The 15,686-nt window shown below is 72.3% G+C and carries 11 protein-coding genes; 6 read left to right on the top strand and 5 right to left on the bottom strand.

Annotated features, from left to right (window positions below; all coding sequences use genetic code 11):
• The first annotated feature begins 67 nt into the window (after nucleotides 1-67).
• A complete protein-coding gene (locus RM812_RS33915) occupies nucleotides 68-709 on the top strand; it encodes a superoxide dismutase (RefSeq protein ID WP_311581857.1) in 642 nt (213 codons plus the stop codon).
• Between the two features lie 173 nt (nucleotides 710-882).
• Here the strand turns inward: RM812_RS33915 and RM812_RS33910 are convergent, their stop codons facing one another.
• Nucleotides 883-1,521 (bottom strand): mycothiol-dependent nitroreductase Rv2466c family protein, encoded by a 639-nt coding sequence (locus RM812_RS33910; RefSeq protein ID WP_311581854.1) that lies wholly within the window; start codon nucleotides 1,519-1,521, stop codon nucleotides 883-885.
• 145 nt (nucleotides 1,522-1,666) lie between these two features.
• Between RM812_RS33910 and pepN (RM812_RS33905) the strand changes: the two genes are divergently transcribed.
• Nucleotides 1,667-4,246: an aminopeptidase N gene (gene pepN / locus RM812_RS33905; RefSeq protein WP_311581851.1), complete on the top strand. Its 2,580-nt coding sequence runs from the start codon at nucleotides 1,667-1,669 to the stop codon at nucleotides 4,244-4,246.
• Nucleotides 4,247-4,452: 206 nt separating this feature from the next.
• Entirely contained in the window at nucleotides 4,453-5,514 is a 1,062-nt protein-coding gene (locus tag RM812_RS33900; RefSeq protein WP_311581848.1) for a hypothetical protein, read from the top strand.
• 69 nt (nucleotides 5,515-5,583) lie between these two features.
• Here the strand turns inward: RM812_RS33900 and RM812_RS33895 are convergent, their stop codons facing one another.
• Complete coding sequence (locus tag RM812_RS33895; RefSeq protein WP_311581845.1) at nucleotides 5,584-6,102, bottom strand: NUDIX hydrolase; 519 nt, start codon at nucleotides 6,100-6,102, stop codon at nucleotides 5,584-5,586.
• A gap of 250 nt (nucleotides 6,103-6,352) precedes the next feature.
• Here RM812_RS33895 and RM812_RS33890 point away from each other — a divergent pair, with 250 nt between their 5' ends.
• Nucleotides 6,353-9,646 (top strand): S8 family serine peptidase, encoded by a 3,294-nt coding sequence (locus RM812_RS33890; RefSeq protein ID WP_311581842.1) that lies wholly within the window; start codon nucleotides 6,353-6,355, stop codon nucleotides 9,644-9,646.
• A gap of 86 nt (nucleotides 9,647-9,732) precedes the next feature.
• On the opposite strand, the gene RM812_RS33885 is transcribed toward RM812_RS33890, so the two are convergent.
• Nucleotides 9,733-10,476 carry a hypothetical protein gene (locus RM812_RS33885; protein ID WP_311581839.1) on the bottom strand — a complete coding sequence of 248 codons (744 nt, stop codon included), beginning with the start codon at nucleotides 10,474-10,476 and terminating at the stop codon, nucleotides 9,733-9,735.
• Nucleotide 10,477: 1 nt separating this feature from the next.
• Nucleotides 10,478-11,014: an RNA polymerase sigma factor gene (locus RM812_RS33880; protein ID WP_394816556.1), complete on the bottom strand. Its 537-nt coding sequence runs from the start codon at nucleotides 11,012-11,014 to the stop codon at nucleotides 10,478-10,480.
• 350 nt (nucleotides 11,015-11,364) lie between these two features.
• Between RM812_RS33880 and RM812_RS33875 the strand changes: the two genes are divergently transcribed.
• Entirely contained in the window at nucleotides 11,365-12,381 is a 1,017-nt protein-coding gene (locus RM812_RS33875) for an aspartate-semialdehyde dehydrogenase (RefSeq protein WP_311581833.1), read from the top strand.
• A 13-nt stretch (nucleotides 12,382-12,394) separates the two neighbouring features.
• On the opposite strand, the gene RM812_RS33870 is transcribed toward RM812_RS33875, so the two are convergent.
• Nucleotides 12,395-12,871 carry a DUF1203 domain-containing protein gene (locus RM812_RS33870; protein WP_311581830.1) on the bottom strand — a complete coding sequence of 159 codons (477 nt, stop codon included), beginning with the start codon at nucleotides 12,869-12,871 and terminating at the stop codon, nucleotides 12,395-12,397.
• A 113-nt stretch (nucleotides 12,872-12,984) separates the two neighbouring features.
• Between RM812_RS33870 and pepN (RM812_RS33865) the strand changes: the two genes are divergently transcribed.
• The gene (pepN, locus tag RM812_RS33865) at nucleotides 12,985-15,564 is read left to right on the top strand and encodes an aminopeptidase N (protein WP_311581827.1); all 2,580 of its coding nucleotides are present in this window, start codon (nucleotides 12,985-12,987) and stop codon (nucleotides 15,562-15,564) included.
• Nucleotides 15,565-15,686: the final 122 nt, after the last annotated feature.

Genomic DNA, 15,686 nt, shown 5'->3' with positions numbered 1-15,686 from the left:
ACCCCTCCTCTTGCTGCTAGCGTGCACTTGCAAGCCTTTTGCAATAAGAGGTCGGAGGGGATCCGCCATGCCCGTCTACACACTTCCTGAACTGCCGTACGACTACGCCGCGCTGGCCCCGGTGATCAGCCCCGAGATCATCGAGCTGCACCACGACAAGCACCACGCGGCCTACGTGAAGGGCGCCAACGACACGCTGGAGCAGCTCGCCGAGGCGCGGGACAAGGAGACGTGGGGCGCGGTCAACGGCCTGGAGAAGAACCTGGCCTTCCATCTCTCCGGGCACATCCTGCACTCGATCTACTGGCACAACATGACCGGCGACGGCGGCGGCGAGCCGCTGGAGAAGGACGGCGTGGGCGAACTGGCCGACGCGATCGCCGAGTCGTTCGGCTCCTTCGCCGGCTTCAAGGCGCAGCTCACCAAGGCCGCCGCGACCACGCAGGGCTCCGGCTGGGGCGTCCTCGCGTACGAGCCGCTGAGCGGGCGGCTGATCGTCGAGCAGGTCTACGACCACCAGGGCAACGTCGGCCAGGGCTCCACCCCGATCCTGGTCTTCGACGCCTGGGAGCACGCCTTCTACCTCCAGTACAAGAACCAGAAGGTCGACTTCATCGACGCCATGTGGGCCGTCGTCAACTGGCAGGACGTGGCGAAGCGCTACGAGGCCGCCAGGTCCCGTGCGAACACGCTGCTGCCGGCGCCGTGACGCCCTGAGCCGCCCTGTCTCCCTGTCTCTCCCTGACTTTCCCCGACTCCCCGGGTCGTCCCGCCCTCGTGATCGTCTTCTCACCCTTCACGGCGGCGGGCGGAATGGGGGAAGCCCCCGCGAGGACGTGACTCGCGGGGGCTTCCTGTCCCGGTCTCAGCCGGGTGAGCACGTCAGAGGTTGCTGAAGTCCGGGCCCTTGGTCCGGGTGCGCTTGATCTCGTAGAAGCCGGGGACGGAGGCGACCGCGAGGGTGCCGTCCCACAGCTTGGCGGCCTCCTCGCCCTTGGGGGCCGGGGTGACGACCGGGCCGAAGAAGGCGAGCTGCTCACCGTCGGCGCCGGGAACCGCGATGACCGGGGTGCCGACCTCCTGGCCGACCTTGTCGATGCCCTCCTTGTGGGAGGCGCGCAGCTGGGGCTCGTACGGGGTGGCGTCCCAGTGGTCCATGAGGGACTCGGGCAGGCCGACGTCCTTCAGGGCGGCGGCAACCGTCTCCTTCTCCGGGCCCTCGCCCTGGTTGTGGAAGCGGGTGCCGAGCGCGGTGTAGAGGTCGCCGAGGACTTCGGCGCCGTGCTCCTCCTGGGCGGCGATGACGACGCGGACCGGTCCCCAGGCCTTGGTCTGGAGCAGCTCCCGGTACTCCTCGGGCAGCTCGTCGATCCGGTCCTCGTTGAGGACGGCGAGGCTCATCACGTGCCAGCGGACCTCGATGTCCCGGACCTTCTCCACCTCCAGGACCCAGCGGGAGGTCATCCAGGCCCAGGGGCACAGCGGGTCGAACCAGAAGTCGACGGGAGTCTTGGCGGACATGTCTCTCCTCAGAAGGCGGCACAACCGAGCGTTTCTCCTGGCAACCCACCGGCCGTCCCGGCCATTCCCGGCTGCCGCCCGTCAGGGGCGCATGGCAGGATCGGTGCTGTCCGCATACTGAACACCACCCGAGGGAGTGCCGCCCGTGCCCGGTGAGAATCTGTCCCGCGACGAGGCCCGGGAGCGGGCCGCCCTGCTGTCCGTCGACGGGTACGAGGTGTCCCTCGACGTGCGCTCGGCCATCGGTGAGGCGGAGGGCGACGGTCCGCGCACCTTCCGGTCCGTCACCACGATCCGCTTCCGCTGCAACGAGCCCGGCGCGAGCAGCTTCGCCGACCTGGTCGCGCCGAGCGTCACCGCCGTGTCCCTCAACGGCCGCGACCTCGACCCGAGCGAGGTCTTCGACGGCTCCCGGATCGCCCTGGAGGACCTGGCCGCCGACAACGAGCTGGTCGTCGACGCCCGGTGCGCCTACTCCCGCACCGGTGAGGGCCTGCACCGCTTCGTCGACCCCGAGGACGGCGAGGTGTACCTGTACACCCAGTACGAGCCGGCCGACTCGCGCCGGGTCTTCGCCAACTTCGAGCAGCCCGACCTGAAGGCGCCGTTCCGCTTCGAGGTGCGGGCGCCCGAGGAGTGGACGGTGTGGAGCAACGGCGCGGGTGAGCGCGCCGACGGGGTGTGGCGCTTCGCGGAGACCAAGCCCATCTCGACGTACATCACGTGCGTGGTCGCGGGCCCGTACCACTACGTGACGGACTCCTACGAGCGCGTGTTCGCGGACGGTACCCGGCTGGAGATCCCGCTCGGCGCGATGTGCCGCAAGGGTCTGGCGCCCCACTTCGACGCCGACGACGTCTTCCTGGTGACCAAGCAGGGCCTGGACTTCTTCCACGACCACTTCGACTACCCGTACCCCTTCGGCAAGTACGACCAGGCGTTCGTGCCGGAGTACAACCTCGGCGCCATGGAGAACCCGGGCATGGTGACCTTCCGGGAGGAGTACATCTTCCGGGGCAAGGTGACGCAGGCGTCGTACGAGGGCCGCGCCAACGTGATCCTGCACGAGATGGCGCACATGTGGTTCGGCGACCTGGTCACCATGGAGTGGTGGGACGACCTGTGGCTCAAGGAGTCGTTCGCCGACTTCATGGGCGCCTTCTCGCTGGTCGGCGCGACCCGCTTCACCGACGGCTGGATCACCTTCGCCAACCGCCGCAAGGCGTGGGCCTACCGCGCCGACCAGCTCCCCTCCACGCACCCGATCACCGCCGACATCCGCGACCTCCAGGACGCCAAGCTCAACTTCGACGGCATCACGTACGCCAAGGGCGCCTCCGTGCTCAAGCAGCTGGTGGCGTACGTCGGGCAGGACGCGTTCCTGGAGGGCGCGCGGCGCTACTTCAAGCGGCACGCGTACGGCAACACGCGCCTCGGTGACCTGCTGTCGGTGCTGGAGGAGACCAGCGGGCGGGACATGGCGGCCTGGTCGCGCTCCTGGCTGCAGACGGCGGGCGTCAACTCGCTGACCCCGCAGGTGCTGCTCGGCGCCGAGGGCCGGGTGGACGAGCTGGCGGTGGTGCAGGAGGCCGCCGAGTCGCACCCCGAGCTGCGTCCGCACCGGGTCGCGGTGGGCCTGTACCGGCGTACCGGCGAGGGGTCCCTGGAGCGGTACGCGCGCGCCGAGGTGGACGTCGACGGTCCGCGCACGGTGGTGGCGGAGCTGGCCGGCGCCGACGCGCCCGAGCTGGTCCTCGTCAACGACGACGACCTGACGTACTGCAAGACCCGCTTCGACGAGACGTCGCTGGCCACGCTGCGCGAGCACCTGGGTTCGCTGACCGACCCGCTGGCCCGCGCCCTGTGCTGGTCGGCACTGTGGAACATGACGCGGGACGCGCTGCTCCCCGCGCGTGACTTCGTCGGCCTCGTGCTGCGGTTCGCGGGGCGCGAGTCCGACATCGGGGTGCTCCAGATGCTGCACGCCTGGGCGAACTCCGCGCTGGTGCACTACACGACGCCCGACTGGCGTCAGGCCTGCGGCCGGCTGCTCGGCGAGGGCGCGCTGCGGGAGCTGCGGGACGCGGCGCCGGGCAGCGAGCAGCAGCTCGCCTGGGCGCGGTTCTTCGCCTCGGTGGCCTCGGACGAGGCCGAACTGCGGCTGCTGCGCGGGCTGCTGGAGGGCACGGAGAAGATCGACGGCCTGGACGTGGACCAGGAGCTGCGCTGGACCTTCCTGGAGCCGCTCGCGGCGCACGGCGAGGCCGACGAGGGCGTGCTGGCCGCCGAACTGGCCCGCGACGACACGGCCTCCGGCAAGCGCCACCAGGTGCGCTGCCTGGCCGCCCGCCCGTCGGCGGCGGTGAAGGCACAGGCCTGGGCGCAGGTCGTGGAGTCGGACGCGCTGTCCAACGCCCTGGTGGAGGCGACCATCGCGGGCTTCGCGCAGGCCTCGCAGCGGGAGCTGCTCGCGCCGTACGCCGAGAAGTACTTCGCGGCGATCGAGCGGGTGTGGGCCGAGCGGTCCATCCAGATCGGGATGGACGTGGTCCGGGGCCTGTTCCCTGCGCTGCGGGACTCCCAGGACACGCTGGACGCGACGGACGCCTGGCTGTCCGCGCACGAGGACGCGGCGCCGGCGCTGCGCCGACTGGTGCTGGAGGCGCGGGACGACCTGGCGCGGGCGCTGCGCGGACAGGCGTGCGACGCGGCGGCGGGCCGCTGAAGCACCCCGATCTCTGGCCAAGGATTGTGCGTTCCGTCATCGTTACGGAATTCAGTCAATAGCAGCCGTAACCCCTGGCCCGCACCTCGGCGGACCAGGGGTTTTCGGCATCCGAACACCCGTCCTTTAGGCCGAGGTTGTCCCGGTTTGGCGATGAGCGTGTAACAGCGGTTACGGGGCGGACACGGCGCGGGAAATTGCCGGTCATGACGCACAACACCCCGCTCTCCCCCCGCCCCCTCCACCACCTCGCCGACGGCCGGCTCCGTCTGATGACGGCCGCGCAGTTGCGCAGGCACGGTGTCTCCGCCGCCGAGACCAACGAGCAGTGCCGGCCCGGCGGCCCCTGGCAGCAGATCCTCCCGAACGTCGTCCTGCTCCACCCGGGCCCGCCGACGAGCGAGGAGCGCCTGCACGCGGTGCTGCTGTACGCGGCGCGGGAACGGACCGCCGGGGGCACCGGGGTCACCGCCGGTGTGCCGGTCCAGCCGGGCCCGGGGGAGACGCCCGCGCCGCCCGCCTACGCGGAGGCGATGATCACGGGCCGGGCCGCGCTCACGCTGCACGGGTTCCCCTCCGCTCCCCCGCTGCCGTCGCTGGACGTCATCGACGTCCTGGTCCCGCGGCTGCGCCGGCTGCGTTCGACGGGCTGCGCGCGGATCGTGCGCACGACGGCGCTGCCCACCGCCGAGCAGGTCACCGGGGTTCCGGTGGCACCGGTGGCGCGGGCGCTGGCCGACGCGGTGGCCGAACTGACGGACGCGGGCGCCATCCGCCTGCTGTTGACGGAGGCGGTGCGCGGCGGTCACTGCGAACCGACCGCGGTGGTACGGGAGCTGAACCGGGCCCGGCTGCTGAGCCGCCCGCACGTGGTGGACGCCGTGGACTCGCTGGTCGCCGAGGGGCGGGCCCTCGCGGAGCAGCGGCTGTACCGGATGGTGCGCGAGCACGGCCTGCCGGACCCGGTCTGGAACGTCGACCTGCGCCTGCCCGGCGGCCCGCAGCTCGGCGGCCTCGACGCCTACTGGCCCGAGCAGGCGGTGGCACTGGAGCTGGACACCCGCGGCCACCGGCACGACGACGACGCGGTGTGGGCGGAACACGCCCGCAAACGGGAGCATCTGGAGCGACTGGGCATCACGGTCGTGCACGTCACACCACGCAAGCTGCGGGACTCCCTGGAACACCAGGCGGCCGTCGTCCGTACGGCGTTGACGGCGGCCGGAGACCGGGAACCCGCCGCGTACGTCGTGGTGCTGCCCCGGTAGGGAGGGCCGGGGCACCACCAGGAGGGGAGTGGAGGGACCGCGGGGCGTGAGCCGCCCGGCGGTCCCTCCTCACGTGTCCGCCCGGCTCTCCGGGCCGTCACCGGGGCCGGACCACTCCGCTCCCGGCGCGGTCCGCCCCGTCGCCGGCCGTTCCCGCCACAGCCGCAGCCCGATGTCGACCAGGGGCACCCGGGTCAGGCCCGGGACGGCGGTCAGGTCCTGCCAGGCCGCCAGGTCCGTGGAACCGCCGGTCTCGAACCGCAGTTCGCCGCCGGTGACCCGGGCCTCGTAGACGAGCCGTACACCGTGGTGGTCCACCGTGCGCCGCAGGAGCCCTCCGGGGCCGCCGCGGCCGGGCCGGGTCAGGCGGAGGGAGTCGACGCCGAGCAGGGCGGTGGGCTCGACCCGGTAGCCGGTCTCCTCCTCGACCTCGCGGACGACGGTGTCGTGGGGGTCCTCGCCGTGTTCCATGCCGCCGCCGGGCAGCACCCACTCCGGGATGCCGCCGGGGCCCGGTGAACGGGCGAGCAGGACCTGTCCGTCGCGGACGCATATGGCGTAGGCCGCCACCCTCAGCTTTCGGCGCATTCGGGGACGTTAACCCGCCGGACGCGGGCCGCGGAGCGGCACACGGGATTGTCGCGACACGTCCCTTGTGTCCCCGATGGCGTATGGCGGAAGTACGCCATGGCTTCATCCCGTCCCGGACAACTCTCCCCAAACAGTGAGCCCTTGCGCAAAGCTGAGCGGTCGTCCGGGATCGGATTCCGGACTGCCTCGGCCAGGACCGATCGGCCCCGGTCGTGCACGCACGTTCCCTCACCTACAAGGGATGCCGATGACCCACACCCCCCAGCGCGAACCGATACCCGGCGCGAGACGCGCGGCCCGCATCGCCGTGGCCGCGGGTCTCGTCGCCGCGCTCGCCGCGGCCGGGCCCCTGCCCGTGGCCTTCGCCGCCGACGGCCCGGGAACCGCTCCGCCCGTCGACACCTCCGTGAAGTCCGCGCACGACAAGCTCGGTTCCGACGACGCCGGCCTGCTCGCCGAGGCCAAGGCGGACGGCGCGAAGAACGTCACCATGATGGTGGCCACCGCGCCCGGCCGCACCGAGCAGGTGGCGGAGCAGCTCGACGCGGTCGGCGGCGGCACCGTCGGCCGGACCTACGACGAGCTCGGCTACGTCCGCGCCACCGTCCCCACCGCCAAGGCGGACTCGGCCATCGCCGCCGCCGCGAAGCTCTCCTCCGTGCACGGCATCGACCTGCGCGACGAGATCCCGCTGGACGACCCGACCCCAAGCGCGGACAGCGCGAAGGGCGCCTCGCAGCAAGGCCGTTCCCACCCCGCGCCGGACCGCCGGACCCCCGCCGAGAACCCGTACAACCCGTCCTTCGAGACGGGCGCCGTCGACTTCGTGGAGAAGAACCCGAAGGCGGACGGCCGCGGCGTCACCATCGGCATCCTCGACTCGGGCGTCGACCTCGGACACCCGGCGCTGCAGCGGACCACCACCGGCGAACGCAAGATCGTCGACTGGGTGACCGCGACCGACCCGGTCGTCGACGGTGACCGGACCTGGCGCCCGATGGTCACCTCCGTCTCCGGGCCGACCTTCACCTACGGCGGGCGGAGCTGGACGGCGCCCGCGGGTTCCTACCAGGTCAGCACGTTCCTGGAGTCGTACACCACCGGCGGTGACGCCAAGGGCGACGCCAACCGGGACGGCGACACCACCGACTCCTGGGGCATCCTGTACGACGCGAAGGCGGGCACGGTCCGCGTCGACCTGAACAACAACCACGACTTCGCCGACGACACCCCGATGAAGCCGTACAAGGACGGCTTCCAGGTCGGGTACTTCGGCACCGACGACCCGGCGACGGACGTGGCCGAGCGCCAGCCGTTCGTCGTCGAGGTCCGCAAGGACGTCGTCGTCGACTCTGCCGGCACCAAGGCCGACTTCGTCAACATCGGTGTCATCGAGTCCGAGCACGGCACGCACGTGGCGGGCCTCACCGCCGCCAACGGCCTGTTCGGCGGCAGGATGAACGGCGCGGCACCGGGCGCCAAGCTCGTCTCCTCCCGCGCCTGCACCTGGAGCGGCGGCTGCACCAACGTCGCGCTCACCGAGGGCATGATCGACCTCGTCGTCAACCGCGGCGTCGACATCGTCAACATGTCGATCGGCGGCCTCCCGGCGCTCAACGACGGCAACAACGCGCGCGCCCTGCTGTACACGCGCCTCATCGACACCTACGGCGTCCAGCTGGTGATCTCCGCCGGCAACTCCGGCCCCGGCGCCAACACCATCGGCGACCCGTCGCTGGCCGACAAGGTGATCTCCGTCGGCGCGTCCATCTCCCGCGAGACCTGGGCCGCCAACTACGGCTCCGCGGTGAAGACGAAGTACGCGATGATGCCGTTCTCCTCGCGCGGACCGCGTGAGGACGGCGGCTTCACGCCGACGCTGACCGCGCCCGGCGCCGCGGTCAACACCATCCAGACCTGGATGCCCGGCGCCCCGGTCCCCGAGGCGGGCTACGACCTCCCCGCCGGCTACGGCATGCTCCAGGGCACCTCGATGGCGTCCCCGCAGGCCGCCGGCGCCTCGGCGCTGCTGCTGTCGGCGGCGAAGCAGACGCGCATCGACCTCACCCCGGCGAAGCTGCGCACGGCGCTCACCTCCACCGCCGACCACATCGAGGGTGTGCAGGCCTACGAGGAGGGCGCGGGCCTGATCAACGTCCCCGACGCCTGGCGCGTGATCCGCAAGGGCGCCACGGCCCACGAGTACACGGTCGCGGCACCCGTCGACACCGCGGTCGACGAGCTCCTCGCGACCCCCGGCCGCGGCACCGGCCTCTACGACCGCGAGGGCGGCCTGAAGACCGGCCAGAAGAAGACGTACGAGATCACGATCACGCGTACGTCCGGCGCCGACCGGGCGATCCGGCACGAGCTGCACCTCGAGAACAACGCCGGCCGCACCTTCCGGATCGTCGGCTCCGACGAGGTGGAGCTGCCGCTGAACAAGCCGGTGACGGTCCAGGTGCAGGCCGAGCCGCGCTCCGCGGGCATCAAGAGCGCGATCCTCGAGGTCGACGACCCGCGCACCGAGGGCGTCGACAAGCAGGTCCTGACCACGGTCGTGGCCTCCGCCCCGCTGAAGTACGGCTTCTCCGCGAAGGACTCCGTGCAGCGCAACGGCACCCGGTCGTACTTCGTGACCGTCCCCGAGGGCGCGAAGACGCTGGAGGTGGCGATCGGCGGCCTGAAGGGCGAGAGCCAGACCCGGTTCGTCGCCATCCACCCGTACGGCGTCCCGGTCGACAACACCTCCACTCCGTACTGCTACAACAACTACCTCGACGGCAACGGCTGCCGGCCCGACGTGCGCGCGTACGCCGACCCGCAGCCGGGCGTCTGGGAGATCGAGGTCGAGGCACGGCGCACCTCGCCGCTGCTGGACAACCCGTACGAGCTGGACGTCACCGTCCTCGGCGCGGCCTTCGACCCGGAGGTCGTGACCGTGCCCGAGGCCAAGGCCGGCACCCCGGCGTCCGCCTCCTGGACGGTGACGAACCGGTACGCCCCGCTCGAGGGCAGGCTGGTCGGCGGCTCGCTCGGCTCGGCCGAGACGTCCCGCCCGACGATCGAGCAGGGTGGGACGGCCACGTCCACGGTCGAGGTGCCCGAGGGCGCCACGTCGCTGGACGTGGCCATCGGGGGCGTCTCCGACGCCGCCGCCGACCTGGACCTGACGGTCTACGACAAGGACGGCAACGTCGTCGGCCAGTCCGCCGACGGCGACTCGGAGGAGTCGGTCTCCCTTCCGAAGCCGGCCGCCGGTACGTACACCGTCGAGGTCGCGGGCTACTCGGTGCCGTCGGGCAGCACGGAGTACGACTACCGGGACGTGTACTTCGCCGCCTCCCTCGGCTCGGTCACCGTGGACGACGCCCCGCCGGTGAAGCTCGGCACGGGGGCCTCGGCGACGGTCTCCGGCAGCGTCACGGCGCTGGCCGCCGCCCCGGAGGGCCGTGAGTTCTTCGGGCAGGTCCAGCTGGTCAACGCCCACGGCACGGTCGCCGGCCTCGGCAGCGTGCGGATCGGGAAGGTCGTGCCGTAGTCCGGTGCGGTCGTGCCGTAGTCCGGTGCGGCACCAGGGGGGCGGGCGTTCTTCGGGGCGCCCGCCCCTTGCCGTGCGCCGGCGGGTCAGTCGCAGGTGAGGGTGCGGGACTCGGGCAGGGCGGCGGTCACCCGGGCGCGTTCGGCGGCGACGGCCTCCTCGCCGGTGATCACGGCGTCCGGGGTGTCCCCGTACAGGGGGACGCCGATCAGCGCGTGGTCGCCCTCGGCGAGCCGGGCGGTGCCGTCGTCCAGGACGAACGTGATCCGCTCGCCGCCCTTCGCCGGCCGTTCCTCGGGCTTGTAGGAACGGGTCACGTCGAGGGTGATCCGGTGCTGCCCGGTCTCACCCGGCACCGGTTCGGCGCCGGTCACGGTGCCCTCGGTCACCAGACGGGCGCAGGCGAGGTAGCGGGGGCTGCCGAAGGCGACGGCGCCGGACTCGGCGGAGTCCGCCCCCTTGCCGCCCGCCGCGGCACTGTCGCTCGCCGCGTCCTCGCGCGCGCTCTCGCCCTGCACCACCAGCCACCCGAGGCCCGTGACCACGACACCCGCGCACGCCGCCGCGAGGACGCCCAGCGCGAGGCGCGGCGGACGGCGTCGGGGACGGTGCGCGGGCGTGCGCCGCGCTGCCCCGCCGGCGTCCGGGGCGGGGGGCGGTTCGCCCAGGGCTCGTCCGAGGACGTCCAGCTGCTCCCGCAGCAGCGTCACGTCGGCCGCCGCCGACCGGTACTCGGCCTCGGCGTCCGCGCCGGCGTCGGGCGGCAGCGGCTCGCCCGTGATCGCGGCCATCAGCGCGTCGTACCCGCCGGGATGCTGTTCGGCGGCCATCTCACACCACCTCGTCCTCGTGCAGGCGGGCCCGCAGCGCCCGCACCGCCGTGTGCAGCCTGCTCTTGACCGTGCCCTCGGGGATGCCGAGCTCCTCGGCGATGCCGCGCACCGGCAGGTCGGCGTAGAAGCGCAGGACGAGGACCTGGCGCTGGGCGTCGGGCAGCTCGTCCAGGCCCCGGGCGACGGCGAGGGAGAGCAGGCTGGTGTCCTCGCCGGAGGGGTGCTCGGACTGGCGCAGGGCGGCCAGGCGCTCGCCGAGCCGGTCCTGGCGGCGCCTGGCCCGGTGCCAGTCCATGGCCAGGTGGGAGGCGACGACCGCCGCCCACGCGGACACGTCGCGCGGCGCCCCGCGCCCGCTCGCCGTCCGCTCCAGCAGCCGCAGTCGGACCTGCTGCACCCCGTCCGGCAGGTCCGCCTGCGGCACCCCGCCGAGCGCCAGCACCGCCCGCACCCGGCGTTCCTGGGCCGCGTCCAGCGGGTCGTCGCGCACGGCGTCCCCCTGGCCGCGGCCGGCCCTTCCGCGCAGCACGGTCACCCCTCCCCTCGCCGCGTTTCCCCTATGACGCCGACGGGGCCCGAAACGTTCGCCCGGGCGCCCGTGCCGTGACGAGAGGCGTACGTCACATCGTCGTGTGGGCCGGGGCGGGATGGGCAGGGGCGGAACAGCACAGCTTGCGGCGCGGGGCCCGGTCGAGGCGAATATCTGCAGCTCGGACGCTGTTACGACGGGAGGACCGGGCCCGCCGGGCGAGCCGCCGCGTCCCAGGGTGCGGGCATCCCGCGCAAAGAATTGGACAGGTGGGCCGGGCTGAGCCCCATGATGGAAAAGTCTCGGCCGAGCAACGCGCGCGTGAAGACACGCGCACAAACGGAGAAGGAGTCACCGTGAGGGTCGGAATCGTCGGAGCCACCGGTCAGGTCGGCACGGTCATGCGCAGGATCCTCACGGAGCGGAACTTCCCGGTCACCGAGCTGCGCCTGTTCGCCTCGGCCCGCAGCGCCGGCAAGGAGCTGGACGGTGTCACGGTGGAGGACGCGGCCACCGCCGACTACTCCGGCCTGGACATCGTCCTGTTCTCCGCGGGCGGTGCCACCTCCAAGGCGCTGGCCGAAAAGGTCGCCTCCCAGGGCCCGGTCGTGATCGACAACTCCTCCGCCTGGCGCCGCGACCCCGAGGTCCCCCTCGTGGTCTCCGAGGTGAACCCGCACGCGATCACCGACCGCCCCAAGGGCATCATCGCCAACCCGAACTGCACCACGATGGCCGCGATGCCCGTGCTGCGTCCGCTGCACGCGGAGGCGGGCCTCGAAGCCCTGGTCGTCGCCACCTACCAGGCGGTGTCCGGTTCCGGCCTGGCCGGTGTGGACGAGCTGTTCGAGCAGGTGAAGAAGGTCGGCGACGACGCCCCGAAGCTCACCCACGACGGTTCGGCGGCCGAGTTCCCGAAGCCGGAGAAGTACGTGGCGCCGATCGCGTACAACGTGCTGCCGCTGGCCGGCTCCATCGTCGACGACGGCCTGCACGAGACGGACGAGGAGCAGAAGCTCCGCAACGAGTCCCGCAAGATCCTGGAGATCCCGGAGCTGAAGGTCTCCGGCACCTGCGTGCGCGTGCCCGTCTTCAGCGGCCACTCCCTCCAGATCAACGCCCGCTTCGCCCGCCCCATCAGCGTGGAGCGCGCCAAGGAGCTGCTGGCCGGCGCCCCCGGCGTGGCGCTCACCGAGGTGCCGACCCCGCTCCAGGCCGCCGGCCAGGACCCGTCGTACGTCGGCCGCATCCGCCAGGACGAGACCGTCGACAACGGCCTCGCCCTGTTCGTCTCCAACGACAACCTGCGCAAGGGCGCGGCCCTGAACGCGGTGCAGATCGCGGAGCTGGTGGCGGCGGAGCTGAAGGGCTGAGCCCCGGCCCCGGCTAACCCCTGGTGACCTCGTAGAGGAAGCAGCCGTACTCGACGGCCCGGACGTGGACGAACGCCACGGCCGGGTCGTCGAGCGCTTCCTTGAGTCCGGGTTCGAAGGCGCCGGGGTCCTCGGCCAGCCGTCCGCCCAGGATGTGCCCGTCGGCGGAGTAGCGGCGCAGGGTGCGGTGCGAGTTGGTGAAGGGGAGGCCGTCCCCGTCCGGCCCCGCGCACCGCTCCGCGTGGACGAAGACCGGCCCCTGCTCGTCGTACGGGCCCGGGTCGGCGCCCGTCGCGGCCGCCCAGCGGCGCAGCGGGGCGTAGGAGACCAGGGCGATCCGCTCGCCGGGGCGGCTGTGGCGCAGGCAGCAGCGCAGGGGCGCGCCGCCCTCGTCGTCGGTCACGGGGGTGGGGACGCGGCCCGCGTCGTCGGCGGCACGGAGTTCCTCGAGGGTGGCCGGGGGGATGGGCCGTACGGTGTGGCTGCTCATGGGTCCCAGGCTCGCGCGCGCACGGCACGACCACCGGCGGGAAACGGACATCGCGTTCCGTGCGGATCACGTGGAAGGATGGCGCAACCCACACATAACGAGGAGATGACCGCGTGCCTGGCACAAACCTGACTCGCGAAGAGGCGCAGCAGCGGGCGAAGCTGCTGACCGTTGACTCGTACGAGATCGATCTCGACCTCACCGGCGCGCAGGAGGGCGGCACCTACCGGTCCGTGACCACGGTGCGCTTCGACGTCGCGGAGACCGGCGCCGAGTCCTTCATCGACCTGGTCGCGCCGGCCGTCCACGAGGTGACCCTCAACGGCGACGCGCTCGTCCCGGACGAGGTGTTCCAGGACTCCCGCATCGCCCTGCCGGGCCTGCTGGAGGGCCGCAACATCCTCCGCGTGGTCGCCGACTGCGCGTACACCAACACCGGTGAGGGCCTGCACCGGTTCGTCGACCCGGTCGACGACCAGGCCTATCTGTACACCCAGTTCGAGGTGCCGGACGCGCGCCGGGTCTTCGCGAGCTTCGAGCAGCCCGACCTGAAGGCGACCTTCCAGTTCACCGTGAAGGCACCCGAGGGCTGGACGGTCATCTCCAACTCGCCCACCCCCGAGCCGAAGGACAACGTCTGGTCCTTCGAGCCGACCCCGCGCATCTCGTCGTACATCACGGCGCTGATCGTCGGCCCGTACCACTCGGTGCACAGCGTGTACGAGAAGGACGGCCAGTCCGTCCCGCTCGGCATCTACTGCCGCCCCTCGCTCGCCGAGCACCTCGACGCGGACGCCATCTTCGAGGTCACCCGGCAGGGCTTCGAGTGGTTCCAGGAGAAGTTCGACTACCAGTACCCGTTCAAGAAGTACGACCAGCTCTTCGTGCCCGAGTTCAACGCGGGGGCGATGGAGAACGCGGGCGCGGTGACCATCCGCGACCAGTACGTGTTCCGCTCCAAGGTGACGGACGCCGCGTACGAGGTGCGCGCGGCGACGATCCTGCACGAGCTGGCGCACATGTGGTTCGGCGACCTGGTCACCATGGAGTGGTGGAACGACCTGTGGCTGAACGAGTCGTTCGCCACCTACGCCGAGGCCGCCTGCCAGGCCGACGCGCCCGGCTCGAAGTGGCCGCACTCGTGGACGACGTTCGCCAACCAGATGAAGACCTGGGCGTACCGGCAGGACCAGCTGCCGTCCACGCACCCGATCATGGCGGACATCCGCGACCTGGACGACGTGCTCGTCAACTTCGACGGCATCACGTACGCCAAGGGCGCGAGCGTGCTCAAGCAGCTCGTCGCGTACGTCGGTGAGGAGGCGTTCTTCAAGGGCGTGCAGGCGTACTTCAAGCGGCACGCGTTCGGCAACACCCGCCTGTCCGACCTGCTGGGCGCGCTGGAGGAGACCTCCGGCCGCGATCTGAAGACCTGGTCGAAGGCGTGGCTGGAGACGGCCGGCATCAACGTCCTGCGCCCGGAGATCGAGACGGACGCCGAGGGCGTCATCACGTCCTTCGCGATCCGCCAGGAGGCCCCGGCGCTCCCGGCCGGTGCGAAGGGCGAGCCGACGCTCCGCCCGCACCGCATCGCGATCGGCGCCTACGACCTCGACGCCGACGGCAAGCTGGTGCGCGGCGAGCGCGTCGAGCTGGACGTGGACGGCGAGCTGACGGCCGTACCGCAGCTGGTCGGCAAGGCCCGCCCGGCGGTGGTGCTCCTGAACGACGACGACCTGTCGTACGCCAAGGTCCGCCTGGACGAGCAGTCCCTCGCGGTGGTCACCGAGCACCTCGGCGACTTCACCGAGTCGCTGCCGCGCGCCCTGTGCTGGGCGTCGGCCTGGGACATGACCCGCGACGCGGAGCTGGCCACGCGCGACTACCTGTCCCTCGTCCTGTCGGGCATCGGCAAGGAGTCCGACATCGGCGTCGTGCAGTCGCTGCACCGCCAGGTGAAGCTGGCCATCGACCAGTACGCCGCCCCCACCGCCCGCGAGGCGCTGCTCACCCGCTGGACCGAGGCCACGCTGGCCCACCTGCGGGCCGCCGAGGCGGGCAGCGACCACCAGCTGGCGTGGGCGCGGGCGTTCGCGGCGACGGCGAGGACGCCGGAGCAGCTGGACCTGCTGGACGCGCTGCTGGACGGCACGACGACGATCGAGGGCCTGGCCGTCGACACGGAGCTGCGCTGGGCGTTCGTGGAGCGGCTGGCGGCCGTGGGCCGGTTCGGCGGGTCGGAGATCGCCGGCGAGTACGAGCGCGACAAGACCGCCGCCGGCGAGCGCCACGCCGCCACCGCGCGTGCCGCCCGCCCGACCGAGCAGGCCAAGGCCGAGGCCTGGGCGTCGGTCGTGGAGTCCGACAAGCTGCCGAACGCGGTCCAGGAGGCCGTCATCGCCGGCTTCGTCCAGACCGACCAGCGCGAGCTGCTGGAGCCGTACACGGACCGGTACTTCGATGCGCTCAAGGGTGTCTGGGAGTCCCGCTCGCACGAGATGGCCCAGCAGATCGCGGTCGGCCTGTACCCGGCGGTGCAGGTCTCCCAGGACACCCTGGACCGCACGGACGCCTGGCTGGCCTCCGCCAACCCGAACGCGGCCCTGCGCCGCCTGGTCTCGGAGTCCCGCGCGGGCGTCGAACGCGCGCTGCGGGCGCAGGCGGCGGACGCGGCGGCTGCTGCGGCCGAGTAGGCGGTACGCGTCAGCGCGCCAGGGGCGCCCGGTGTTACGCCGGGCGCCCCTGGCGTTCCTCGAGGGCGCCGACGAAGGCGTTGAAGGCGGGGCGCGGGGCGGGCGCGGGGGCGGGCGCGGGG

The sequence above is a fragment of the Streptomyces lancefieldiae genome (genome assembly GCF_031845825.1).
Taxonomy (GTDB): domain Bacteria; phylum Actinomycetota; class Actinomycetes; order Streptomycetales; family Streptomycetaceae; genus Streptomyces; species Streptomyces lancefieldiae.
Note: the sequence above shows the minus strand (reverse complement) of the source record. Positions and strands in the feature narration are given on the sequence as shown.

Bases quoted from the DNA above. Each gene is read 5' to 3' on its own strand.
- RM812_RS33915 (WP_311581857.1), top strand. From the start codon at position 68: ATGCCCGTCTACACACTTCCTGAACTGCCGTACGACTACGCCGCGCTG.
- RM812_RS33910 (WP_311581854.1), bottom strand. From the start codon at position 1,521: ATGTCCGCCAAGACTCCCGTCGACTTCTGGTTCGACCCGCTGTGCCCC.
- RM812_RS33900 (WP_311581848.1), top strand. From the start codon at position 4,453: ATGACGCACAACACCCCGCTCTCCCCCCGCCCCCTCCACCACCTCGCC.
- RM812_RS33895 (WP_311581845.1), bottom strand. From the start codon at position 6,102: ATGCGCCGAAAGCTGAGGGTGGCGGCCTACGCCATATGCGTCCGCGAC.
- RM812_RS33890 (WP_311581842.1), top strand. From the start codon at position 6,353: ATGACCCACACCCCCCAGCGCGAACCGATACCCGGCGCGAGACGCGCG.
- RM812_RS33885 (WP_311581839.1), bottom strand. From the start codon at position 10,476: ATGGCCGCCGAACAGCATCCCGGCGGGTACGACGCGCTGATGGCCGCG.
- RM812_RS33870 (WP_311581830.1), bottom strand. From the start codon at position 12,871: ATGAGCAGCCACACCGTACGGCCCATCCCCCCGGCCACCCTCGAGGAA.